This window comes from Actinosynnema sp. NPDC091369 (genome assembly GCF_044757065.1).
Lineage (GTDB): Bacteria > Actinomycetota > Actinomycetes > Mycobacteriales > Pseudonocardiaceae > Actinosynnema.
On record NZ_JBIVUG010000001.1, the window covers coordinates 220061 to 241801 of the forward strand.

General features: G+C 71.4%; 22 protein-coding genes. 16 read left to right on the forward strand and 6 right to left on the reverse strand.

Translation table 11 applies throughout. The features are described 5' to 3' along the window. Window positions 1–210: 210 nt before the first annotated feature. A complete protein-coding gene (locus tag ACIQMJ_RS01060) occupies window positions 211–1155 on the reverse strand; it encodes a 4-hydroxy-3-methylbut-2-enyl diphosphate reductase (protein ID WP_499758987.1) in 945 nt (314 codons plus the stop codon). A gap of 64 nt (window positions 1156–1219) precedes the next feature. Between ACIQMJ_RS01060 and ACIQMJ_RS01065 the strand changes: the two genes are divergently transcribed. The 8 genes from ACIQMJ_RS01065 to ACIQMJ_RS01100 all read left to right on the forward strand — a co-directional run bounded on the left by ACIQMJ_RS01065 (window position 1220) and on the right by ACIQMJ_RS01100 (window position 6888). Then, entirely contained in the window at window positions 1220–1708 is a 489-nt protein-coding gene (locus ACIQMJ_RS01065; protein WP_499758988.1) for a lipid droplet-associated protein, read from the forward strand. Continuing rightward, window positions 1705–3045, forward strand: a complete 1341-nt coding sequence (xseA, locus tag ACIQMJ_RS01070; protein WP_499758989.1) for an exodeoxyribonuclease VII large subunit — start codon at window positions 1705–1707, stop codon at window positions 3043–3045. Before ACIQMJ_RS01065 ends, xseA begins: the two co-directional genes overlap by 4 nt. Further along, window positions 3026–3433, forward strand: a complete 408-nt coding sequence (locus ACIQMJ_RS01075; RefSeq protein ID WP_499758990.1) for a sugar ABC transporter substrate-binding protein — start codon at window positions 3026–3028, stop codon at window positions 3431–3433. The genes xseA and ACIQMJ_RS01075 overlap by 20 nt, the downstream gene beginning before the upstream one ends. After that, window positions 3430–3639 carry an exodeoxyribonuclease VII small subunit gene (locus ACIQMJ_RS01080; protein ID WP_106617365.1) on the forward strand — a complete coding sequence of 70 codons (210 nt, stop codon included), beginning with the start codon at window positions 3430–3432 and terminating at the stop codon, window positions 3637–3639. The genes ACIQMJ_RS01075 and ACIQMJ_RS01080 overlap by 4 nt, the downstream gene beginning before the upstream one ends. Before the next feature lie 55 nt (window positions 3640–3694). Beyond that, the gene (gene glpX, locus ACIQMJ_RS01085) at window positions 3695–4750 is read left to right on the forward strand and encodes a class II fructose-bisphosphatase (RefSeq protein WP_499758991.1); all 1056 of its coding nucleotides are present in this window, start codon (window positions 3695–3697) and stop codon (window positions 4748–4750) included. A gap of 126 nt (window positions 4751–4876) precedes the next feature. After that, on the forward strand, window positions 4877–5644 hold the full coding sequence (locus tag ACIQMJ_RS01090) for a S1 family peptidase (RefSeq protein WP_499758992.1): 768 nt from the start codon (window positions 4877–4879) through the stop codon (window positions 5642–5644). 291 nt (window positions 5645–5935) lie between these two features. Continuing rightward, window positions 5936–6400: a L,D-transpeptidase gene (locus ACIQMJ_RS01095; RefSeq protein WP_499758993.1), complete on the forward strand. Its 465-nt coding sequence runs from the start codon at window positions 5936–5938 to the stop codon at window positions 6398–6400. 56 nt (window positions 6401–6456) lie between these two features. Further along, the gene (locus ACIQMJ_RS01100; protein WP_499758994.1) at window positions 6457–6888 is read left to right on the forward strand and encodes a L,D-transpeptidase; all 432 of its coding nucleotides are present in this window, start codon (window positions 6457–6459) and stop codon (window positions 6886–6888) included. On the opposite strand, the gene ACIQMJ_RS01105 is transcribed toward ACIQMJ_RS01100, so the two are convergent. Beyond that, window positions 6885–7856, reverse strand: a complete 972-nt coding sequence (locus ACIQMJ_RS01105) for an NAD(P)/FAD-dependent oxidoreductase (RefSeq protein ID WP_499758995.1) — start codon at window positions 7854–7856, stop codon at window positions 6885–6887. The genes ACIQMJ_RS01100 and ACIQMJ_RS01105 overlap by 4 nt on opposite strands. A gap of 79 nt (window positions 7857–7935) precedes the next feature. Here ACIQMJ_RS01105 and ACIQMJ_RS01110 point away from each other — a divergent pair, with 79 nt between their 5' ends. After that, window positions 7936–9330: a class II fumarate hydratase gene (locus ACIQMJ_RS01110; protein ID WP_499758996.1), complete on the forward strand. Its 1395-nt coding sequence runs from the start codon at window positions 7936–7938 to the stop codon at window positions 9328–9330. A gap of 46 nt (window positions 9331–9376) precedes the next feature. Here ACIQMJ_RS01110 and ACIQMJ_RS01115 read toward each other — a convergent pair whose 3' ends face one another. After that, window positions 9377–10291 carry a DMT family transporter gene (locus ACIQMJ_RS01115; protein WP_499758997.1) on the reverse strand — a complete coding sequence of 305 codons (915 nt, stop codon included), beginning with the start codon at window positions 10289–10291 and terminating at the stop codon, window positions 9377–9379. A gap of 47 nt (window positions 10292–10338) precedes the next feature. Here ACIQMJ_RS01115 and pdxR point away from each other — a divergent pair, with 47 nt between their 5' ends. The 4 genes from pdxR (at window position 10339) to ACIQMJ_RS01135 (ending at window position 15765) form a co-directional block, all read left to right on the forward strand. Then, entirely contained in the window at window positions 10339–11712 is a 1374-nt protein-coding gene (gene pdxR, locus ACIQMJ_RS01120) for a MocR-like pyridoxine biosynthesis transcription factor PdxR (protein ID WP_499758998.1), read from the forward strand. 37 nt (window positions 11713–11749) lie between these two features. Next, window positions 11750–13279: an ATP-dependent DNA ligase gene (locus tag ACIQMJ_RS01125; RefSeq protein ID WP_499758999.1), complete on the forward strand. Its 1530-nt coding sequence runs from the start codon at window positions 11750–11752 to the stop codon at window positions 13277–13279. A 307-nt stretch (window positions 13280–13586) separates the two neighbouring features. Beyond that, window positions 13587–15026, forward strand: coding sequence for a GuaB1 family IMP dehydrogenase-related protein (locus ACIQMJ_RS01130; protein ID WP_499759000.1), 1440 nt, complete (start codon window positions 13587–13589; stop codon window positions 15024–15026). A gap of 49 nt (window positions 15027–15075) precedes the next feature. Further along, window positions 15076–15765: a Pr6Pr family membrane protein gene (locus tag ACIQMJ_RS01135; protein ID WP_499759001.1), complete on the forward strand. Its 690-nt coding sequence runs from the start codon at window positions 15076–15078 to the stop codon at window positions 15763–15765. A 90-nt stretch (window positions 15766–15855) separates the two neighbouring features. On the opposite strand, the gene phoH2 is transcribed toward ACIQMJ_RS01135, so the two are convergent. Together phoH2 and ACIQMJ_RS01145 are read right to left on the reverse strand one after the other, a co-directional pair. Next, window positions 15856–17145: an RNA 5'-3' helicase PhoH2 gene (gene phoH2 / locus ACIQMJ_RS01140; protein WP_387483294.1), complete on the reverse strand. Its 1290-nt coding sequence runs from the start codon at window positions 17143–17145 to the stop codon at window positions 15856–15858. A gap of 462 nt (window positions 17146–17607) precedes the next feature. Then, window positions 17608–18846 (reverse strand): DUF885 domain-containing protein, encoded by a 1239-nt coding sequence (locus tag ACIQMJ_RS01145; protein ID WP_499759002.1) that lies wholly within the window; start codon window positions 18844–18846, stop codon window positions 17608–17610. A gap of 234 nt (window positions 18847–19080) precedes the next feature. Between ACIQMJ_RS01145 and ACIQMJ_RS01150 the strand changes: the two genes are divergently transcribed. Both ACIQMJ_RS01150 and ACIQMJ_RS01155 read left to right on the forward strand, forming a co-directional pair. Next, window positions 19081–19440, forward strand: coding sequence for a hypothetical protein (locus tag ACIQMJ_RS01150; RefSeq protein ID WP_499759003.1), 360 nt, complete (start codon window positions 19081–19083; stop codon window positions 19438–19440). Window positions 19441–19775: 335 nt separating this feature from the next. Then, window positions 19776–20111, forward strand: coding sequence for a hypothetical protein (locus ACIQMJ_RS01155; protein ID WP_499759004.1), 336 nt, complete (start codon window positions 19776–19778; stop codon window positions 20109–20111). Between the two features lie 80 nt (window positions 20112–20191). Here the strand turns inward: ACIQMJ_RS01155 and ACIQMJ_RS01160 are convergent, their stop codons facing one another. Next, entirely contained in the window at window positions 20192–20938 is a 747-nt protein-coding gene (locus tag ACIQMJ_RS01160) for an isoprenyl transferase (RefSeq protein WP_499760223.1), read from the reverse strand. Window positions 20939–21055: 117 nt separating this feature from the next. Here ACIQMJ_RS01160 and trhA point away from each other — a divergent pair, with 117 nt between their 5' ends. Continuing rightward, the gene (gene trhA, locus ACIQMJ_RS01165) at window positions 21056–21727 is read left to right on the forward strand and encodes a PAQR family membrane homeostasis protein TrhA (protein ID WP_499759005.1); all 672 of its coding nucleotides are present in this window, start codon (window positions 21056–21058) and stop codon (window positions 21725–21727) included. Window positions 21728–21741 lie beyond the last annotated feature (14 nt).

The window sequence follows — 21741 nt, forward strand, 5'->3', positions numbered from 1 at the left end:
GGGTCATCCTGCTGATCTGCCCGTCCGGCGAGGACGCTTTTCAAGGCTTTTCAGGTCCGAAATGCACGAAACGCCCCCTGCCGACCAGCGCAGCAGGAGGCGTTTCCATCAGCACGAACCGAGCCGAACCGAACCGAACCGAGCCGAACCGAGCCGAGCCGGGTCGAACCGAACCGGGTCGCGCAGGGCAGGGCCGAACCGGGCCGGGTCCTAGCGGACCATGTCCTTGCGCAGTTCGCGCGGCAGCGCGAAGGCGATCTTCTCGTTCGCCGTGGTGATCTCCTCGACGTCGCCGTAGCCCTGCGTCGCCAGGAACTCCAGCAGCTCCATCACCAGGATGTCCGGCACCGACGCGCCCGACGTCACGCCGACCGTCGTCACGCCCTCCAGCCACGCCGGGTCGACCTCGCGGGCGTAGTCGACCAGGTACGCGGCCCTCGCGCCCGCCTGGAGCGCCACCTCGACCAGCCGCACCGAGTTGGACGAGTTCTTCGACCCGACCACCAGCACCAGGTCGCACTCGGGCGCCATCGTCTTCACCGCGGTCTGCCGGTTGGACGTCGCGTAGCAGATGTCCTCCGACGGCGGCTCCTGGAGATCCGGGAACCGGTCCTGCAACTGGCGCACCCGCACCATCGTCTCGTCCACCGACAGCGTGGTCTGCGACAACCACACCACCTTGGACGGATCGCGCACCACGACCTTGTCGACGTCCTCGGCGGTGTCCACGAGCTGGATGTGCGAGGGTGCCTCGCCGTACGTGCCCTCGACCTCCTCGTGTCCTTCGTGGCCGATCAGCAGGATGTCGTAGTCCTCACGGGCGAAGCGCTTGGCCTCGTTGTGCACCTTGGTCACGAGCGGGCAGGTGGCGTCGATCGTCTTCAGACCCCGGTCGGCCGCTTCCTGGTGCACGGCGGGCGACACGCCGTGCGCCGAGAACACCACGAGCGCGCCCTCGGGCACCTCGTCGGTCTCGTCGACGAAGATCGCGCCCCGCGCGGACAGCGTCTCCACGACGTGCTTGTTGTGGACGATCTCCTTGCGCACGTAGACCGGGGCGCCGTACTGCTCCAGCGCCTTCTCCACGGTCACGACGGCACGGTCCACGCCGGCGCAGTAGCCACGCGGCTTGGCCAGGAGCACTCGCTTGTCCATGGCCTCCAGGGTACGGCGTGCCGGATGTAGGCATCCGACGGCCGACTGCGGCAGGCTGTAGGGCATGAAGCCACTGCCCCTGACCGTCCGCCTGGCCGCGGGACTGGCGGTCACCGCCGTCGAGCAGGCCCGGAAGCTCCCGCGGCAGCTCGCGGGTCTCCCGGTCACCGTGGTCAGTGAGGCCCTTCAGCTGTCCATGCGGGTCCAGCAGCGGGTGACGGAACTCGCAATCAAGGGCGACGACGTGCTGTCGGTGCTGCGGCCCGTGGAGCAGGAACCCGAGTGGGCGACGTTCGACGAGGACGAGCCGGAGGTCGCCGTCCCGCCGACCGCCGACGACCCGTGGGCGGAGGAGGAGCAGGCGCTGGCCGCCGAGCCGCCCGCCGTGCTGCCGAACTACGACGAGCTGACGTTGGCGCAGCTCAGGGCACGTCTGCGCACGTTGACGGCGGAGGACCTGGAGGAGTTGCTGGCGCACGAGCGCACGCACGCGGCCCGGCCCGAGTTCACCGGCATGCTCACCCGCCGCATCGCGAACCTCAAGCAGCAGTGAACCAAGCAGCGGTGAACCCCGAGCGGACGGGCGCCGAGAGGTCGCAGGTCGAGAAGTCGAGCCCGGAGAACCCGTGGCCGGTGCGGACGGTCGCGCGCAAGATCTTCGACTGGATCAACCGGCTGGGCGACGTGTGGGTCGAGGGCCAGGTCACGCAGCTCAGCGCCCGTCCGGGCACGGCGACGGCGTTCCTCACCCTGCGCGACCCGTCGGTGGACATGTCGATGCAGCTCACCGCGCCCGTGGGCATGGTGCGCGAGCTCCAGCTCACCGAGGGCAGCCGGGTCGTGGTGCACGGCAAGCCCAACTTCTTCCCCAACCGCGGCACGCTGAGCCTGCGCGTGGACGAGATCCGGCAGGTCGGCATCGGCGAGCTGCTGGCCCGCATCGAACGGCTGCGCAAGCTGCTGAACGCCGAGGGCCTGTTCGACCCGAGGCGCAAGCGCAAGCCGCCGTTCCTGCCGAACAAGATCGGCCTCATCACGGGCCGCGCGTCGGCCGCCGAGCGGGACGTGCTGACCAACGCGCACGCCCGCTGGCCGGGAGCCCGGTTCCGGGTCGTGAACGTCGCGGTGCAGGGCGCGCTGGCCGTGCCGCAGATCCTGACCGCGCTGTCGACGTTGGACCGCGACTCCGAAGTGGACGTCATCGTGCTGGCGCGCGGCGGCGGCAGCGTGGAGGACCTGCTGCCGTTCTCCGACGAGGCCCTGTGCCGCGCGGTGGCGCAGTGCCGCACGCCGGTGCTGTCCGCGATCGGGCACGAGCCGGACACCCCGCTGGTCGACCACGTGGCCGACGTGCGCTGCTCCACGCCCACCGACGCGGGCAAGCGGGTCGTGCCGGACGTCGCGGAGGAGGGTGAGCGCATCCGCCAGTTGCGCGACCGCAGCCGCCGCGCCCTGCACGGCTGGGTGGACCGCGAGCGCAAGCTCCTCGCCGCGCTGCGCACGAGACCGGCGCTGTCGGACCCGCACGGCCCGCTGGACCGGCGCGCGGAGGACGTGGACCGGCTGCGGGAACGCGCCCGGCGCGCGGTGCGCAACCGGCTCGACTCGGAGACCGCGGGCCTGACCGCGACCACGGCGCGCTTGACGACCCTCGGGCCTGCCGCCACGCTGGCGCGGGGGTACGCCGTGGTGCAGCTCGTCACCCCCGACGGGGTCGACGGGGTCCTCCGGTCGACGTCCCAAGCTCCCCCGGGCACGCAGCTGAGGGTCCGCGTGGCCGACGGCGCGGTGCACGCGGTCGTCACCGCCGGCGACGGCGGTGCCGACCGAGCCGGCGGAGACGGCAATACGGCCCAAGAAGGAGGCGGCGGTGCCGAACCCGGCACGTGAGCCCACGTTCCTGCCCTTGACGGTGGCCGCCGCGGGTGACGCCGACGACGAGGGCGCCGTCGCCGTGCGCGACCGCGCCGAGTCGGCCGACCGGGCCGCCGCCGACTGCTGGCTGTCCCTGGTGGCGGGCTGCACGTCGGGCAGGCAGACGTTGATCAACAGGTTGCACGACCTGTCCGAGGCGACCTGCGGCTACGCGGGCCTGCGCTGGTGGCTGGGCCGCGGCTCGGTGCACCGCAGGCGCGTCGCCGCCGCCGAGCACCGCATCGACGACGCGGTGCGCGAGGGTGACGGCGCGGAGTTCGCCGAGGCGTTCATCGGCTACGACCAGGCGGTCGCGACCGTCGTCGTGCACGTCCAGAACCGATTGGGGAAGTTGTCCACGTGAGTGAGCCGGGCTACGAGCAGGCCAGGGACGAGTTGGTGGAGGTGGTCCGCAAGCTGGAGGCGGGCGGCCTGTCGCTTGAGGAGTCGCTGGCGCTGTGGGAACGCGGCGAGGCCCTGGCGAAGACCTGCGAGCGGCAGCTCGCGGGCGCCCGGGAACGGATCGATCAAGCACTCAGTGTGACCGAGGAGGACGTGGCCGAGGCGTGACGACGTGCGAGGATTGGTCTACCGGCCGGTAATCGCAGTCGTGGGAGGAACCCTCATGGTCACAGGCAGCAGCCAGTCCGAGCGTCGGCGCGAGGCGCCCGACCGGAACCTCGCGCTGGAGCTCGTCCGGGTGACCGAGGCGGCCGCCATGGCCGCCGGGCGCTGGGTGGGCCGCGGCGACAAGAACGGCGGCGACGGCGCGGCGGTGGACGCCATGCGCAAGCTGATCGGCACCGTGTCCATGCGGGGCGTGGTGGTGATCGGCGAGGGCGAGAAGGACGAGGCGCCCATGCTGTTCAACGGCGAGGAGGTCGGCGACGGCAACGGCCCCGAGTGCGACGTGGCGGTCGACCCGATCGACGGCACCACGCTGATGGCCAAGGGCATGCCGAACGCGCTGGCGGTGCTCGCGGTGGCCGAGCGGGGCGCGATGTTCGACCCGTCCGCCGTGTTCTACATGGAGAAGCTCGCCACCGGGCCGGAGGCGGCGGACGTCATCGACATCACCGCCCCGATCGCGGAGAACATCCGCCGGGTGGCGAAGGCCAAGCACAGCGACGTCTCGGACGTGACGGTGTGCGTGCTGGACCGGCCGCGGCACGAGTCGCTGGTGGCCGACGTGCGCGCGGCGGGCGCCCGGATCCACTTCATCTCCGACGGCGACGTGGCGGGCGCGATCTCGGCGGCCCGGCCCAACACCGGCATCGACCTGCTGGTGGGCATCGGCGGCACGCCGGAGGGCATCATCGCGGCGGCGGCGCTGAAGTGCATGGGCGGCGCGATCCAGGCCAAGCTGTGGCCCAAGGACGACGAGGAGCGGCAGAAGGCGCTGGACGCGGGCCACGACCTGGACCGCGTGCTGCTGACCGACGACCTGGTGCGCGGCGACAACGTGTTCTTCTGCGCGACCGGCGTCACCGACGGCGACCTGGTGCGCGGCGTGCACTACCGGGCGGGCGGCTGCACGACCCAGTCGATCGTGATGCGGTCGAAGTCGGGCACGGTCCGGATGATCGACGGCTTCCACCGGCTGACCAAGCTGCGCGAGTACTCGTCGGTCGACTTCGACATCCCGCCGAGCGCCGAGCACGCCCTGCCGCCGCTGCCGTAGCCCTACCGAGCGCTGTCAACTGTGAACCCAGCGTTACCGGCCGATCGGCTGTGGTGATCACGCCGCGTTCATCCCTAGTTTCCGTTCCGTCCCCGAGCACCCTGCGCCGGGGACGGAGAGGAAGCGATGAAGGTTCGTACCCTGTTCACCGCCTTCGCGGTGGCGGTCGGCGCGGCTCTCGCCTCGGCGGCCGGGGCGGCGGCGGCCCCGGCGACCGACGGCGGCGTCACCCCGTTCATCGTGGGCGGCGGCAACGCCACGCAGACCTACTCGTTCATGGTGTCCCTGCAGAGCACCACGGGTAGCCACTTCTGCGGTGGCTCGCTGATCAAGGCCAACTGGGTCGTCACGGCCAAGCACTGCGTGCAGGGCCGTTCGGCGTCCTCGATCCGGGCCCGCATCGGCACCACCAACCGCACCAGCGGCGGCACGGTCGCGACCGGCGCCCAGGTGGTCACCCACTCGTCGTACGACATCGCGCTGGTGCGCCTGGCCACCTCGGTGAGCCAGACGCCGATCGCGGTGGCGTCGACGTCGGGTGCGGTCGGCACGGCCACCCGCATCATCGGGTGGGGCCAGACGTGCGCCCCGCGCGGTGGCTGCGGCGCGCCGGTCACGTTGCAGGAGCTGAACACGTCGATCGTGGCGGACAGCAACTGCCTGGGCATCTACGGCTCGGTGGAGATCTGCACGAACAACCCGAACGGCAACGCGGGCGCCTGCTACGGCGACTCGGGCGGCCCGCAGATCAAGTCCGTGAACGGCGTGTGGCAGCTGATCGGCGCCACCAGCCGCGCGGGCAACAACAGCTCCACCTGCGCCACCGCCCCGTCGATCTACATGGACGTGCCGGCGTTCCGCTCGTGGATCAGCCAGTACGCGGGCACGGTGTAACCGCTCGTCCTCGTGTTCGAAGGGCCGTCCCTCCTCCGGGTGGGGCGGCCCTTCCCCATTCGTTATCGAAGGGCCTGCAACCCGGGGCTTCGACGGGGCGTCTCCAGGATCAGTACCGGGCACGATCTTCTTGGGGGGCGCGCGATGCGCAGAGCAGCACTGGTGGCACTCGCTTTGCTGGCAACGGCTTGCGGGACGACGGAGGCTTCCGGCCCGGCCGCGTCTCCTCCCGCTTCTTCATCTTCTTCACCTTCTTCTTCGGCTTCCTCAGCCCCGTCGGCCTCTTCTGCCGTGCCGACGTCGGAGCCGTCCACCCCCGCGCCCGCCCCCGCCCCGCCGACCGGGACCACGAAGACGCCGGACCCGCAGCCCGCGCCGCCTCCCCCGCCGGTGACCGTGCCCGGGACGCCGTGCGACATCACCGAGGGCGCGTGCGTGCGGCTGTCGACCAACGAGTCGTGGCTGATCAGCGGGGGCAAGGTCAGCTACGGACCGGTGCCGACCACGTCCGGCAGGCCCGGCTACGAGACGCCCGTCGGCTACCACGAGGTGCTGTGGAAGGTCGAGCTCGACTACAGCCGCGACTTCGAGATGGCCGAGATGCCCTACTCGACGTACTTCGTGAGCAACGGCATCGCGTTCCACGAGGGCAGCCTCACCGACGAGTCGCACGGCTGCATCCACCTGTCCCGCGAAGCGGCGGCGAAGTACTTCCACACCCTCCAGGTGGGCGACCAGGTTCAGGTCACCGCGTAACGCGGTGTGTTGGATCACTCGTCGGTGGGTAATCCTGACACCGAGGAGTGATAGCGATGAGGAAGACGCTCGGCACGACGGCGATAGCCGCGGCGGCCTTGACCTTCGGCCTCGCGACTCCCGCGAACGCTTCGACCGGCACGCCGTGCTCCGTGCAGAACGGCGCGTGCGTGCAGCTGTCCACCAACCAGGCGTGGCTGATCTACAACGGGAGCGCCAGCTACGGCCCCGTCCGGGTGTCCCACGGGATGCCCGGCCACGAGACCCCGGTCGGCACCTATCCCGTGCTGCGCAAGGTGAAGGACGACTGGAGCGTGCCTTACAACGGACCGATGCCGAACGCGGTGTACTTCACCACGAACGGCATCGCGTTCCACCAGGGTGACACGAACGCGCAGTCGCACGGCTGCGTGCGCCTGGGCCCGCAGGAGTCGTTGGTGTTCTACGACAACCTGTTCCCGGGCGAGCAGGTGCAGGTGGTGCCCTAACCCGCGTTGCTCGAGTGCCCCGGGAACAAGTGGGCCTCGGGGTTGAGCAGCACGGCGATGTTGTTGACCGCGGTGGCGGCCTCGCCGAACCCGGTGGCGATCAGCTTCACCTTGCCGGGGTACTGGGCGACGTCGCCCGCCGCGTAGACGCGATCCCGGGCGGTGCGCATGGTGGTGTCCACCAGCACCGCCCGGTGGTCGAGCTCCAGGCCCCACGACTCGATCGGGCCCAGGTCGGCGGTGAAGCCCAGCGCCGCGACCACGGTCTGCGCGGGCAGCACCTTGCGGTCGCCGCCCTTGAGCCCCAGCTCCACCTCGGCCAGGTCGGGGTCGCCGCGCAGCGCCAGCACCTCGGCGTCGGTGATGATCTCCACGCCCAGTTCGCGGACCTGCCGCACGGTCGGCGGGTGCGCCCGGAACGTCGCCCGCCGGTGCACGACCGTGACGCTGGACGCGATCGGGTGCAGGGCGAGCGCCCAGTCGAACGCCGAGTCGCCGCCGCCGACGACCACCACGTCCTGGCCGGTGTGCACGTCGAGCTTGGGCACGAAGTGCACCACGCCCCGGTCCAGCCAGCCGTCACCCGCGGGCAGCGGGCGCGGCTTGAACTCGCCGATGCCCGCCGTGATCAGCACCGCGCCGGCCCGCACCACGCCGCCGTCGGCCAGCCCGACCGCCAACCGACCGTCCACTTCGGACAGCGTGCGGGCCTGGCGGCCGAGCAGGTACGTCGGCTGCCACTGGTCGGCCTGCTGCACGAGCGCGCTCACCAGCTCGCGCCCGCGCACCGCCGGGAAGCCGGCCACGTCGAAGATCATCTTTTCCGGGTACATCGCGGTGACCTGGCCGCCCGCCTCGGGCAGCGCGTCGACCAGCGCGACCGACAGGTCCCGGAACCCCGCGTAGTACGCCGCGAACAGCCCCGTGGGGCCCGCACCGACGATCAGCAGGTCGACCTCAAGCTCCATCCTTCGACCATAGGTGTTCCAGGCCACTCTTCCCACCCCACTTGGGCCGAGGGTGGGAAGCCGGTCCAAACTCGGTGGTATGGCTGAACAGGAGTACCGCGTCGAGCACGACACCATGGGCGAGGTCAGGGTGCCGGCGGACGCGCTGTGGCGTGCGCAGACGCAGCGCGCGGTGGAGAACTTCCCGATCTCCGGGCGCGGTCTGGAGCGCGCCCAGATCCGCGCGCTCGGCCTGCTCAAGGCCGCCGCGGCGCGGGTGAACGAGCGGCTGGGGGTACTGGAACCCGAAGTCGCCGCGGCCATCGCCTCGGCCGCCGACGCCGTCGCCGCGGGCGAGCACGACGAGCACTTCCCGGTGGACGTGTTCCAGACCGGGTCCGGCACGTCGTCGAACATGAACGCCAACGAGGTCATCGCCACCCTGGCCACCCGCGCGCTGGGCCGCGACGTGCACCCGAACGACCACGTCAACGCGTCGCAGTCGTCCAACGACACGTTCCCGACCACGCTGCGGGTGGCGGCGACGGAGGCCGTGGCGCGCGACGTCATCCCGGCCCTGGAGCACCTGGTCTCGGTGCTGGACGCGCGGGCCGCCGACTGGACGTCGCTGGTGAAGTCCGGTCGCACCCACCTGATGGACGCCGTGCCGATCACGCTGGGCCAGGAGGCGGGCGCGTGGGCGACCCAGGTCCGGCACGGGATCGAGCGGCTGACGTCGTCGCTGCCCCGGTTGGCCGAGCTGCCGATCGGCGGCACCGCCGTGGGCAGCGGCCTGAACGCGCCGGCGGGCTTCGGCGCGGCGGTCTCCGCCGAGCTGGCCGCCGTCACCGGCCTGCCGCTGACCGAGGCCCGCGACCACTTCGAGGCGCAGGCCACGCAGGACGGGGTGGTGGAGGTCTCCGGCCAGCTGCGGGCCACCGCCGTGGGGCTCTACAAGATCGCGAACGACCTGCGGTGGCTCGGCTCCGGTCCCCGCACCGGCCTGGGCGAGCTGGCGCTGCCGGACCTCCAGCCGGGCTCGTCGATCATGCCGGGCAAGGTGAACCCGGTGATCTCCGAGGCCACGATGATGGTGGTGGCGCAGGTCATCGGCAACGACGCGGCGGTGGCGTTCGCCGGGTCGCAGGGCAACTTCCAGTTGAACGTGATGCTGCCCGTGATCGCCCGCAACGTCCTGGAGTCGGCCCGCCTGCTCGCCGCCGTCGCCCGCCTGCTCGCCGACAAGGTCCTGACCGGCGCCGAACCGCAGGTCGACCGGATGCGGGAGTACGCCGAGTCCTCGCCCTCCATCGTCACCCCCCTGAACCGCTACCTGGGCTACGAGGAGGCCGCCTCCATCGCCAAGCAGTCCCTGAAGGAGCGCAAGACCATCCGCGAGGTCGTCCTGGAACGCGGCCACGTCCCCGCCAAGCTCTCCGAAGCCGACCTGGACGCCGCCCTCGACGTCCTCCGCATGGCCAACCCCCACCCGTGAGTCGAACCCTCACGTCCCGTGAGTCCTACGTTCAGGACCCCTGAATTCAACGCTCAGAACGCGCGACCTGCACTGTCGGCTCGACCAGGGGCGGGCGGTCGACCTCGGCCGTCCGCCCCCGCAGCCCGACCACGCACCCCACGGCCACCGCGACCGCCCCGGCCAACGCCACCGCGGTCAACGCCTGCGCCCCCAGCGCCACCGACGCGACCAGCCCGGCCACCGGCATCAGCCCGATCAGCACCCCCGCCCGGTCCGCGCCCAACCGCGCCACCGCGAAGTACCAGAGCCCGAACGCCACCGCCGTCAGCACGATCCCCAGCACGACCAGCGCCACGCCCTCGCGCACCGTCGGCACCTGCCACCCGCCGACGACCGTCCCCACCACCGCGCCGACCACGGCCGCGACCAGGCAGCACCACGTCGCCACCGCCACACCGCCCAACCGCCGCACCACCCCCACCGCGAACAGCGTGAACGACGCCTCGCCCGCCATCGTCAACACCGCCAGCAGCAGCCCCGGCCCGTGCCACGACCCACCGCCGGACAGCACCACCACCCCGCCGACCACGGCCACCGCGCCCACCACCGCCGCACCGGACGGCCTCCGCCCCGCCAGCAACGGCGCCGCCAGCGCCAGCACCAGCGGGCTCGCCCCGAGCACCGCCGCCACGAACCCCGGCTCGGCGTACCGCTGCGCGTACAGCACGCACGCGTTGAACCCGAGCATCCCGGTCGTCACCAGACCGATCAGCGCCGGCCAGTCCCGCCGCCCCGGCACGGGCAGCCGCCCGCCCCGCAGCCAGATCCACCCCAGCAGCGCCACCCCGCCCAGCGCGTACCGCATCGCCTGCCCGGTGAGCAGCGGGTACGCCTGGAGCATCCCGGTCACCGGCACGGACGCGCCCACGATCACCGACGACATCGCACCTGCCGCGATCGCGGTTCTGCCGTTTCTCATGCCCAGGACTCTCCGCGACCAGTGGTCCAGGATTAAGCTCCACTTCGATGGCTGCCAACTGGACCACTTTCCGCGAACTCCTCCTCCCCGCCCCGAACGGCAGGCGCGGGGTGGAGTCCGAGCTGCGCCGCGCGGTGCGGGTCGGGCGGCTCGCGCCGGGCACCCGCCTGCCGTCCAGCCGCGACCTGGCCGCCCAGCTCGGCGTCGCCCGCGGCACGGTCACGTCCGCGTACGCGCAGCTCATCGGCGAGGGCTACCTGACCGCGCGGCGCGGCTCCGGCACCACCGTGACGGCCGCCTGCACGTGGCCGGGCGCGACCGACACCTCGACCACCGAGCCCGCGCCGAAGTTCCGCTACGACCTCAAGCCCGGCGTGCCCGCGCTGAGCGCGTTCCCCCGGGACGAGTGGTTGCAGGCGCAGAAGGCGGCGCTGGCGGACCTGTCCACCGACGACCTCGGCTACCCCGACCCGGCCGGTTTCGGCCCGTTGCGCCGGGAGCTGGCGGACTACCTGGGACGGGTGCGCGCGGTGGCCGCACGACCGTCCGAAGTGGTCGTCACGAACGGCGCGGCGGAAGGGATCTCGTTGCTGGGCCGCATCTTGCGCGAGTCCGGCCACCGCAGCGTCGCCGTCGAGGAACCGAGCCACTTCGGCGCGGCGGAGATGCTCGCGTCGCACGGCCTGGTGATCAGGCCGATCCCCGTCGACTCGGACGGGCTCCGCGTCGACCTGCTGTCCACAACGGACTGCCGTGCGGTGTTCGTGACGGCGGCGCACCAGTTCCCTTTGGGTGTCGTGCTTCACCCGTCACGTCGGCGCGCGCTGCTGGAGTGGGCGCGCGCGTGCGACGGAGTGGTGGTGGAGGACGACTACGACGCCGAGCACCGCTACGACCGGCCGGCGTTGGGCGCGATGCAGGCGCTCGACCCGACGCGCGTGGTGTACCAGGGCAGCACGAGCAAGGTGCTCGCACCCGCGTTGCGCCTGGGGTGGCTGGTGCTGCCGCCCGCGATGCGCGACACCGTGGTGGAGCGCAAGCGGTTGGACGACCTGGGCACGGGGACGCTGCACCAGGCGGCGCTGGCCCGGCTGCTGGCCACCGGCGGGTACGACCGGCACCTGCGCCGCACGCGCCGGCTCTACCGGGCGCGGCGGGACGCGTTGCTGGAGTCGTTGCGGGCCGTGCTGCCGGAGTGGGAGCCGATCGGCGTGGCGGCCGGGCTGCACGTGGTCGTGCGGCTGCCGGCCGGGACGGACGACCTGGCGTTGCAGGAGCGGCTGGCCCGGCGCGGGGTGAACGCACCCGCGTTGGCCCGGTACGCGCGCACGCCGACGTTCCCGGGGCTCGTGCTCGGGTACGCGGCGTTGACGCCGGACCGGCTGCGGGAGGCCGTCCGGGAGCTGCGCGAGGCCGCCTGACCGGTTTTTGTCGGTGTCCGGGTGCACCATGGTCAGCGTGTTGTTCACCGAAGTCGTCGAGACCTCCGCCGCGGTGGCGGCGACGCGCTCCCGCCTGGCCAAGGTCGCCGCCCTGGCCGAGCTGGTGCGCCGGATGAGCACGCCCGCGGTGGTGTCGTTCCTGGTCGGCGCGCCCAGCCAGGGCCGGATCGGCGCGGGCTGGCGCACCGTGTTCGACCTGGACGTCCCGCCCGCGCCGGAGCCGTCGCTGACGGTGTCCGACGTGGACTCGGCGCTGGGCTCGTTCGCCGCGATCAGCGGGAAGGGCTCGGCGACCCGGCGGGTCGAGGCGCTGACGGCGCTGTTCGGCCGGGCCACGGCGGCCGAGCAGGACTTCCTGCGCCGCCTGCTGACCGGTGAACTGCGCCAGGGTGCGCTCGAAGGGGTGATGCTGGACGCGATCGCGCGGGCCGCCGACGTGCCCGGCGAGGTGGTGCGGCGGGCGTTCATGCTGTCGGGGTCGCTGCCGGGCACGGCGGTGGCGGCGATGAGCGGCGAGGAGGCGCTGGCGGCGTTCCGGCTGGAGGTGGGGCGGCCGGTGCGACCGATGCTCGCGTCGCCGGCGGAGTCGCTGGGCGCGGCGCTGGCCGAGTTGGGGTCGTGCGTGGTGGAGCACAAGCTGGACGGCGCGCGCATCCAGGTGCACCGGTCGGGTGACGAGGTGCGGATCTTCACGCGGACGTTGCGCGAGATCACCGGCACCGTGCCGGAGCTGGTGGAGCTGGTGCGGGCGCTGCCGTGCACGTCGGTGGTGCTGGACGGGGAGACGCTGGCGCTGACCGACGACGGCAAGCCCCGGCCGTTCCAGGAGACGATGAGCCGGTTCGGGGCGCAGGACGTGCGGGAGCTGCTGCTGAGCCCGTTCTTCTTCGACTGCCTGCACCTGGACGGCGTCGACCTGCTGGACGAGCCGTTGCGGGTGCGGCTGGACGCGGTGCGGCGGGTGGCCGGGTCGCACGTCATCCCGGGGGTGGAGTCGCCCGGGTCGGCGGAGCGGGCGGCGCTGGTGCTGGACGAGGCGCTGGCCGCCGGACACGAGGGCGTGATGGTGAAGTCGCTCGAGTCGGTGTACGCGGCGGGGCGGCGGGGGCGGGCGTGGCAGAAGGTGAAGCCGGTGCACACGCTCGACCTGGTGGTGCTCGGGGTGGAGTGGGGCAGCGGTCGGCGCAGGGGGTTGCTGTCGAACCTGCACCTGGGCGCGCGGGACCCGGACGGCGGGCCGCCGATCATGGTCGGCAAGACGTTCAAGGGGCTGACCGACGAGCTGCTGGCCTGGCAGACGCGGGAGCTGATGGCGATCGCGACGGAGAAGACGGACTGGGTGGTTATGGTCCGCCCGGAGATGGTGATCGAGATCGAGCTGGACGGCGTGCAGGTCAGTCCCCGCTACCCCGGCGGCGTGGCCCTGCGCTTCGCCCGGGTGCTCCGCTACCGGCCGGACAAGGACGCGGGCGAGGCGGACACGATCGACGCGGTCCGCGCCCTGTTGCCCCAGCGTGAGAGCCCGCCGCCGAACACGATCGGGTGATCATGGCCGGAAAATGTACGGAAACACTGTTACCGCCACTCGGTTGAAACGAAGAGGAAGCCCGAGCAACCACGACCCCTGTCGCAACCACCCGCCACCCGCCACTCATCCCATCACCCGCCACCACCCACCGCCCATCGCCGCCGCCCCGAACCCCGGCGCGGTGAATCCGCCGCCGTGCGGCCTTGAAGGAATCCGCAGCGTTGCGGACTTGGAGGAACCTACAACCGCAGACCCCGTACCGATCCCACCGATGGTGCGCACAACCAGGGCGAATTCGCCCCGACGCGAGTATCGTCAAGTTCTCGTGCGGTTCATCGAAGGGCATCGGCCCAGCTACGACCTGACCTACGACGACGTCTTCCTCGTGCCCGGCCGATCGGCCGTCGACTCGAGGTTCGGCGTCGACCTGTCGACCTCCGACGGAACGGGGGCGACGATCCCGATCGTGGTCGCGAACATGACCGCGGTGGCGGGACGGCGGATGGCGGAGACCGTGGCGCGACGCGGCGGCCTGGTGGTGCTGCCGCAGGACGTGGCGCCCGAGGCGGTCGCGGAGATCGTGCAGTGGGTGAAGGCGCGGCACACCGTGTGGGACACCCCGCTGACGCTGCACTCGGGCGACTCGGTCGCCGACGCGGTCAACCTCCTGCACAAGCGGGCGCACGGGGCGGTCGTCGTGATCGACGACGACGGTCGGCCGACGGGTGTCGTGGACGAGGCGGCGTGCGCCGGCGTCGACCGGTTCACCCGGTTGCACGACGTGGCCGACGACCGCATCGTCACCCTTCCGCTGGACACCCTTCCGCGCGACGTCTTCGACCGCCTGCACGGCGGCACCCAGCGGATCGCGCTCGGGGTCGACGCCGACGGGCGACTGCGCGGCGTGATGACCAGCCTGGGCGCGCTGCGCGCCGACGTCTACCAGCCCGCCCTCGACGGCGCGGGCAAGCTGCGCGTCGCCGCCGCGATCGGCGTGAACGGCGACGTCACCGCCAAAGCCGAGCAGCTGCTCCACGCGGGCGTCGACACCCTCGTGGTCGACACCGCCCACGGCCACCAGGACAAGATGCTGGCCGCCCTCAAGGCCGTCCGCGAGGCACGTCCGACGGTCCCGGTCGTCGCGGGCAACGTCGTCACCGCCGAGGGCGTCCGCGACCTGGTCGAAGCGGGCGCGGACATCGTCAAGGTCGGCGTCGGGCCGGGCGCGATGTGCACCACGCGCATGATGACCGGCGTCGGCCGGCCGCAGTTCTCCGCGGTCGCCGAGTGCGCCGCCGAAGCGCGCCGGCTCGGCAGGCACGTCTGGGCCGACGGCGGCGTCCGCCACCCGCGCGACGTGGCCCTCGCCCTGGCCGCGGGCGCGTCGAGCGTCATGATCGGCTCCTGGTTCGCGGGCACCTACGAATCCCCCGGCGACCTCCAGCGCGACGAGCAGGGCCGGCTCTACAAGGAGTCGTTCGGCATGGCGTCCAAGCGCGCCGTGTCGGCCCGCACCCGCACCGACAACGCGTTCGACCGCGCCCGGAAGGGCCTGTTCGAGGAGGGCATCTCGACCTCGCGCATGCGCCTGGACCCGACCAGCCCCGGCGTCGAGGACCTGCTCGACGCCATCACGTCGGGCGTCCGCAGCTCCTGCACCTACGCGGGGGCGCAGACCCTGGAGGAGTTCCACGCCCGGGCGACGGTCGGCGTGCAGAGCGCCGCGGGCTTCGCCGAAGGACGGCCGCTCCCGTCGGGGTGGTGACGCGGGCGTTCGACTAGCCGAACCCCGGGTCCGGTCCGATGATCGGACGATGAGCACCGCGACCGCACGCCGTTCCACCGCGTGGCACACCGGCTCACGGGTGTGGCACGGCGTGCTCGCGGCCGTCATCGCCGCGTCGTTGATCACCCAGCTGGTGCTGATCCTCACCAGCGGGCCGGACGTGAACGCCGGTCACGCCGAGGTGCAGGCGCCGCTCGACGTCCGCCTGGTCCGCCTGTTCAGCTACTTCACCATCCAGAGCAACCTGTTCGTGCTGGTCGTGGCGATCACCCTGGCCGTGGACCCGGTGCGGGACGGGCGCTGGTGGCGGGTGGCTCGGCTGGACGCCCTGCTCGGCATCACGATCACCGGCGCCGTGTTCGCCGTCCTGCTCGCGCCGCTGACCCACCCCGTCGGCGTGGCCTGGTGGGTGAACCTCGGCTTCCACCGCCTGTCGCCGCTGCTGGCCGTGCTCGGCTGGCTGGTGTTCGGGCCGCGACCGCGCCTGGACTGGCCGACGATCGCCAAGGCGCTGCTCCTCTGGCCCGTTCTGTGGATCCTGTACACATTCGTCCACGGCGCGCTCTCGGACTGGTACCCGTACCCGTTCCTGGACGTCACGGAGATCGGCTTCGGCACGGCCCTGCGCAACGCCCTGCTCGTGCTGGCCGCAGCCGCGATCGTCGCCGGGATCATGAAGGCTGTAGACAATGTCCTGAAGCCCACGCCACCCGCGTGAACATCGTAGGCAATACACCACGTACAGAGGCCGCCCCGATCACGGTGGACCGGGGCGGCCTCGGCGTCACGGCGAACGGTCACCCGAGCGTCAGGAGGCGTAGTCCTCCAGCATCTCGGTGACCAGCGCGGCGATCGGCGAGCGCTCCGACCGCGTCAACGTGACGTGCGCGAACAGCGGGTGGCCCTTCAGCTTCTCGATGACCGCCGCCACCCCGTCGTGGCGCCCGACCCGCAGGTTGTCCCGCTGCGCCACGTCGTGCGTGAGCACGACCCGCGAGTTCGCGCCCAACCGCGACAGCACGGTCAGCAGCACGTTGCGCTCCAACGACTGCGCCTCGTCCACGATCACGAACGAGTCGTGCAGCGACCGCCCGCGGATGTGGGTCAGCGGCATGACCTCGAGCATGCCCCGGTCCATGACCTCCTCGACCACGTCCTGGCTGACCAGCGCGCCGAGCGTGTCGAACACCGCCTGCGCCCACGGCTGCATCTTCTCGCTCTCGGAACCGGGCAGGTATCCCAGCTCCTGACCGCCCACCGCGTACAGCGGCCGGAACACCACGACCTTGCGGTGCTGGCGGCGTTCCATGACCGCCTCCAACCCCGCGCACAGCGCGAGCGCCGACTTCCCCGTGCCGGCCCGTCCGCCCAGCGAGACGATGCCGACCTCGGTGTCCAGCAGCAGGTCCAGCGCCACCCGCTGCTCCGCCGACCGGCCGTGCAGCCCGAACGCCTCCCGGTCGCCGCGCACCAACCGCAGCTGCTTGTCCGGCGTCACCCGCCCCAACGCGCTCGACGTGCCCGCCAGCAGCCGCAACCCGCTGTGGCACGGCAGCTCGCCCACGTGCGCCAGGTCGAACAGCGCCGGGTCGATCACGGTGTCGCGGTACAGCGCGTCCACGACGGACTGGTCCACGTCCAGGTCGGACATGCCCGAGTACCCGGACAGCGTCACGTCGTGCGCCCGGTACTCCTCGGCGGCCAGGCCGACCGCACCCGCCTTGACCCGAAGCGGCATGTCCTTGGTGACCAGCGTGACGGCGTTGCCCTCGGCCGCGAGGTTGAGCGCGCAGGCCAGTATCCGGGCGTCGTTGGAGTCCGTGCGGAAACCCGCGGGCAGCACCTCCGGGTCGGAGTGGTTGAGCTCGACGCGCAGCGTGCCGCCGTCCTCGCCGATCGGGACCGGGTGGTCCAACCGGCCGTGCCGCAGGCGCAGGTCGTCGAGCAGGCGCAGCGCCTCCCGGGCGAACCAGCCCAGTTCCGGGTGGTGCCGCTTGCCCTCCAGCTCGCTGATCACCACGAGCGGCAGCACGACCTCGTGCTCGGCGAACCGCGTGGTGGCGAGGGGGTCGGAGAGCAGCACGGACGTGTCCACCACGTACGTGTTGACCGTCGGCGCGCCACGGCGCCGGGAAGTGCTGCGCGATGAGCCTGAGGAACGGCTCGCGGGTCGTCGTGCGTTCACGGCAACTCCCTCACGAACGCGGCACCCGCGTCCGCTCCTCGCTGGGCCAGGCACCACCCCGATCGACCGGCACGCCGTCTAGCTCAGGCGCACCGACCACGAGGGCCGGGTGCCGGCCCCCTCGCGCATACCGCCACGATCAGGGCCTCCCTGCGCGGTCCGCAGTGGACGCGTCCCGCCAACCGGAAGTTACCTCCGCAGGTCCCTCTTATGCAGGCAGCCACACAGGTGATTCGTCAATTCGTCACTTCGCCGCAAAACTGGCGAAAGGTGGCCACTTCGGGTGCCCGCGGCTGACGCCGGGCCGTCACATCGGCGCAACACGACCTCGTCCACGCAGCTCAGAGCCCGTGCGGCCGGCCGTGGCCGGGTCGGTCACCCTGGGTCGCGGGGCAGCCAGGGCACCCCCGCCGCGACCTCCTCCGCCAAGGCCGCCGGCACCAGCGGTTCGTCAAGAAGTCGCAGATAACGACTACTCAGAGTGTCCGCCTGGGCACGCAGATCGAGCCATGCCCGGACCAGGCGCACGCCCTCCACGTAAGTCGTCGTGTACGCCCGCCACAGAGGGTCACCGAGGAAGCGCAGCATGTGGCGGGCCCGGCGCTCAGGAACCAGCAGCCACCGGCACAGGAAGTCGACGACGTCGTCCGGATGGGCACGCCGGTCGTGCAGCATCAGGGCGGCGTCCTGACGCACGGTGAGCAGCCCGGACAGCGCGCCCTCCACCCGCTCGGCCAGCTCGCCGTCCATCCGCAGGCCCAGGTCGGCCATGATCTCCTCGGCCCAGCGACCCCAGCCCGCGCCGACCGCGGCGTGCAGGCCGAGCTCGGCCATGCCCTCGGCCATCAGGCACTGCGGCGTGTTGATCAGGAACAACGCCTGCTCGGCGTGCCCGCGCTTGCCGACCAGGCCCACCTCCTTGCGGCAGTGCTCGGTGTGGTGGCCGGGGTAGGACTCGTGCGCGACCAGGTGCGGCAGGTTCGACATCCGGTGGCCCAGGTCGGCGTTGATCGCCACGCGCGACCGGAAGCCGCCCAGGTAGTAGTTGAAGCCGCTCCACGGCTTGTCGGTGACCACCTCGTACTCCACCAGCTCGTCCACCGGCAGCTCGAACCGCTGCCGCACCCGGTCACGCAGCGCGCTCGACAGGGCGTGCACGGCGGCCTTGAGCCGACGGGGCGGCACCTCGTCCAGCGCGCGGTGGTCGGCGAGCCGTTCGGCCAGCGTGCCGGAGCCGGGCAGCAGCTCGTCCAGGCTCGCGTGCGCGCGGCGGTAGGTGTCCGGGTGACCGGGGCGGATGTCGACCTGGAAGTACGCGCGGACCTCGTCCACGAAACCCACGCGCACGCCCGCGAGCTTGCGCGCGATCGTCTCGACGGCGGTCAGGTGGGCGTCCAGGAACCGCTTGCGCTCGGGTGCGAGGTCGCTGCCGGGCAGCTCGCGGCGCAGCAGCCTGGCCTGCTCGGTCAGCGCGACGGGGTGGGGCCGCGGCTCGACGTCGACGGCCCGGCGCAGCGCCCGGTCGCCGGTGAACGAGTCCACCAGACCGGGTGACAGCCGGTCGAGCCTCAGCCCGAGCAGCAGGTACTCACGCACGATCCGGTCGCCGTCCACGGACTGAAGACCCTACGAGAAGACCGCCCGGTTTACCACAGCGGAACCGACGTCACGAATTAAGGCCGACAAAGACACCGTAACGAGGGATAACCACCTTCGGACGATCACACAATGGTGTTATAGAGATCCACACGGGGGCGGTGGTTCGGTAGTTTGCCCGCAGACCAACCCACATCCGGGCTTCCGAGCAGCGCTGGATCGACTGGGGAAACCCACGAACAGGAGTGTGAAGTGCTGAAGAAGGCGAGCACCGTCGCCGCGGTCGTAGCCGGACTGATGATGGTCGGCGGCCCGGCATTCGCCGTCGCCGGTGAGCCCCACGAGCACGAAGGCGGCCCCGTCCAGGAGCACTCCGGCCACGACAACTCCGGCCACGGGGACTCCGGGCAGGCCATCGGGGAGTGGCACGTGGTCGAGCACAGCGACGACGGCGGCCTGAACGACCAGTTCGGCCTCCTCAACTTCGCCGACGACTCCGACGTGGCGAGCAACATCAACCTCTGCGAGATCGAGGTCAACGCCGTCCTCGGCATCCCGGTCCTGTCCAACAACGACGAGAGCCTCTGCTACAACGCCGACAACGACGGCTGAGCGGCGCGGCTCCACGTCAGACCTGGTCGGACGCGTTCAGCGGCGGGTCCGATCCGGAATCGGTGCGCACACCACCGTGAATACCACTGTCGCGCAATACCGTCGATTGCGGCGGTGCGAGTGGGTGGCGCGATGCCAGAACAAGCCCGATAACTAAAACCGGAAAACATCGCGTTCACACGATGGTGTCGATCGGATGCAATCCACAGCGCAAGCCGGTAAATTACGGCAGCGAGGGCAAACCGCCTGAGCCGCCAGACTCCCCGAATGCTCGGAATGTACGAGCGAGGTTCTGGGCGTCATATCAATTCCCCACTAGAGGAGTGTGTTTTCACATGTTGAAGAAGGCAGGCGCCGTCGCCATCGCCGCGGCTGGTCTCATGTTGCTGGGCTCTCCCGCGTTCGCGACCCCGCACGGCGGTGAAGACCACGGCAACGAGTACACCGCGGTGGGCGAGCTGCAGTACTTCGAGGACGCGGACGGTGGCGACCACAACGACCAGTTCGGTCTGATCAACTTCGCCGACGACTCGGACCTGCTGAGCAACCTGAACGTCTGCGAGGTCGAGGTCAACGTCCTGGCCATCCCGATCCTCTCGAACAACGACGAGAGCACCTGCATCAACACGGACAACGACGACAACGACTCCCACGGCTACGACGGCAACTGACCGTCCGTCGAGTCGACGTTGATGTCCGCCAAGGGCGGTGCACCCCGGTTGGGGGGCACCGCCCTTGGGCGTTGCGGGGGTTAGGAGCCGAAGCGGCGGTGCCGGATGGCGTAGTCGCGCAGGGCCCGCAGGAAGTCGGTGCGGCGGAACTCCGGCCAGTAAGCCTCGCAGAACCAGAACTCGGAGTGCGCCGACTGCCACAGCATGAACCCGGACAGCCGCTGCTCGCCCGAGGTGCGGATGAGCAGGTCCGGGTCGGGCTGGCCGGACGTGTAGAGGTGCTCGGCGATGTGGTCGACGTCGAGGACCTCGGCCAGCTCCTCGATCGTGCCGCCGGACTCGGCGTGCTTCTGGAGCAGCTTGCGGACCGCGTCGGCGATCTCCTGCCGGCCGCCGTAGCCGACCGCGACGTTGACCTCCAGGCCCGTGCGGCCCTTGGTGCGCAGCGCCGCGGCGGACAGGCGGGCCGCGGTCTCGGTGGGCAGCATGTCCAGCGCGCCGACGTGCCGGATGCGCCACGGGTTACCGGGCTCGGCGAGCTCGTCGACGATGTCGGCGATGATGGCGAGCAGCGGTTCCAGCTCTTCGGCGGGGCGGTTGAGGTTGTCCGTGGACAGCATCCACAGCGTGACGACCTCGACCTCGGCCTCGCGGCACCAGCTCAGCAGTTCCAGGATCTTGCGCGCGCCGGCGCGGTGGCCGTGCGCGACGTCGGTGAAGCCCGCCTCCTTGGCCCACCGGCGGTTGCCGTCGAGCACCACGCCGACGTGGCGTGGTCGTTGCTTGCCGTCCAGCCAGCGGTTCAGCCGGTATTCGTAGACCGGCAGGAGGAGCTTGTCCTTGATGCGCTCGCGAAGACCCACGCTGGAAGAGCGTACGCCGGGTGGGCGCGGTCACGCCGCCGCGTGCTGACCCGGTCACCTACGCTCCCGTAACCTCGATGCGTGACCGCGTCGACTCGTACCCCGCAGGCCGCGTTGCGGCCTCGTCTGCGGGGCTGGCTGCACCTCTGGTCGTTCGTGGTGTCCGTGGCGACGGGCGCGACTCTGATCGCCCTGGCCGCGGCCACCGTGTCGGCGAAGGCCGCGCTGGCGACGTCCGTGTACGGCGTGACGGTGCTCGGCCTGTTCGGCGTCAGCGCCCTGTACCACCGCGTGAACTGGGTCAGCGTGCGGGCGCGGACGTGGATGAAGCGCCTCGACCACTCGATGATCTTCGTCTTCATCGCCGGCACCTACACCCCGTTCGCCATGCTGGCGATGCCACCGGACACGGGGACCGTAGTGCTGATCGTGGTCTGGGTGGGCGCCCTGGGCGGCGTGACGCTGAAACTGGCCTGGCCGCACGCACCGCGCTGGCTCGGCGTGCCGATCTACATCGCGCTGGGCTGGGTGGCCGTCTTCGTCCTGCCGGACCTGCTGCACTACGTCGGCGTGGCCGCCCTGGTCCTGCTGCTGGTCGGCGGCCTGCTCTACACGGTGGGGGCCATCTTCTACGCCTCCCGCTGGCCGAACCCCTGGCCGGAGGTCTTCGGCTACCACGAGTTCTTCCACGCGGCCACGGTGCTGGCGGCGTTGTGCCACTACATCGCCATCTGGTTCGCGATTTACGCCTGACCGGCGGATTCCGC

Coding starts and splice junctions, on each gene's coding strand:
- ACIQMJ_RS01060 (WP_499758987.1), bottom strand. CDS start 1,155: ATGGACAAGCGAGTGCTCCTGGCCAAGCCGCGTGGCTACTGCGCCGGC.
- ACIQMJ_RS01065 (WP_499758988.1), top strand. CDS start 1,220: ATGAAGCCACTGCCCCTGACCGTCCGCCTGGCCGCGGGACTGGCGGTC.
- glpX (WP_499758991.1), top strand. CDS start 3,695: ATGGTCACAGGCAGCAGCCAGTCCGAGCGTCGGCGCGAGGCGCCCGAC.
- ACIQMJ_RS01090 (WP_499758992.1), top strand. CDS start 4,877: ATGAAGGTTCGTACCCTGTTCACCGCCTTCGCGGTGGCGGTCGGCGCG.
- ACIQMJ_RS01100 (WP_499758994.1), top strand. CDS start 6,457: ATGAGGAAGACGCTCGGCACGACGGCGATAGCCGCGGCGGCCTTGACC.
- ACIQMJ_RS01105 (WP_499758995.1), bottom strand. CDS start 7,856: ATGGAGCTTGAGGTCGACCTGCTGATCGTCGGTGCGGGCCCCACGGGG.
- ACIQMJ_RS01110 (WP_499758996.1), top strand. CDS start 7,936: ATGGCTGAACAGGAGTACCGCGTCGAGCACGACACCATGGGCGAGGTC.
- ACIQMJ_RS01115 (WP_499758997.1), bottom strand. CDS start 10,291: ATGAGAAACGGCAGAACCGCGATCGCGGCAGGTGCGATGTCGTCGGTG.
- pdxR (WP_499758998.1), top strand. CDS start 10,339: ATGGCTGCCAACTGGACCACTTTCCGCGAACTCCTCCTCCCCGCCCCG.
- ACIQMJ_RS01135 (WP_499759001.1), top strand. CDS start 15,076: ATGAGCACCGCGACCGCACGCCGTTCCACCGCGTGGCACACCGGCTCA.
- ACIQMJ_RS01155 (WP_499759004.1), top strand. CDS start 19,776: ATGTTGAAGAAGGCAGGCGCCGTCGCCATCGCCGCGGCTGGTCTCATG.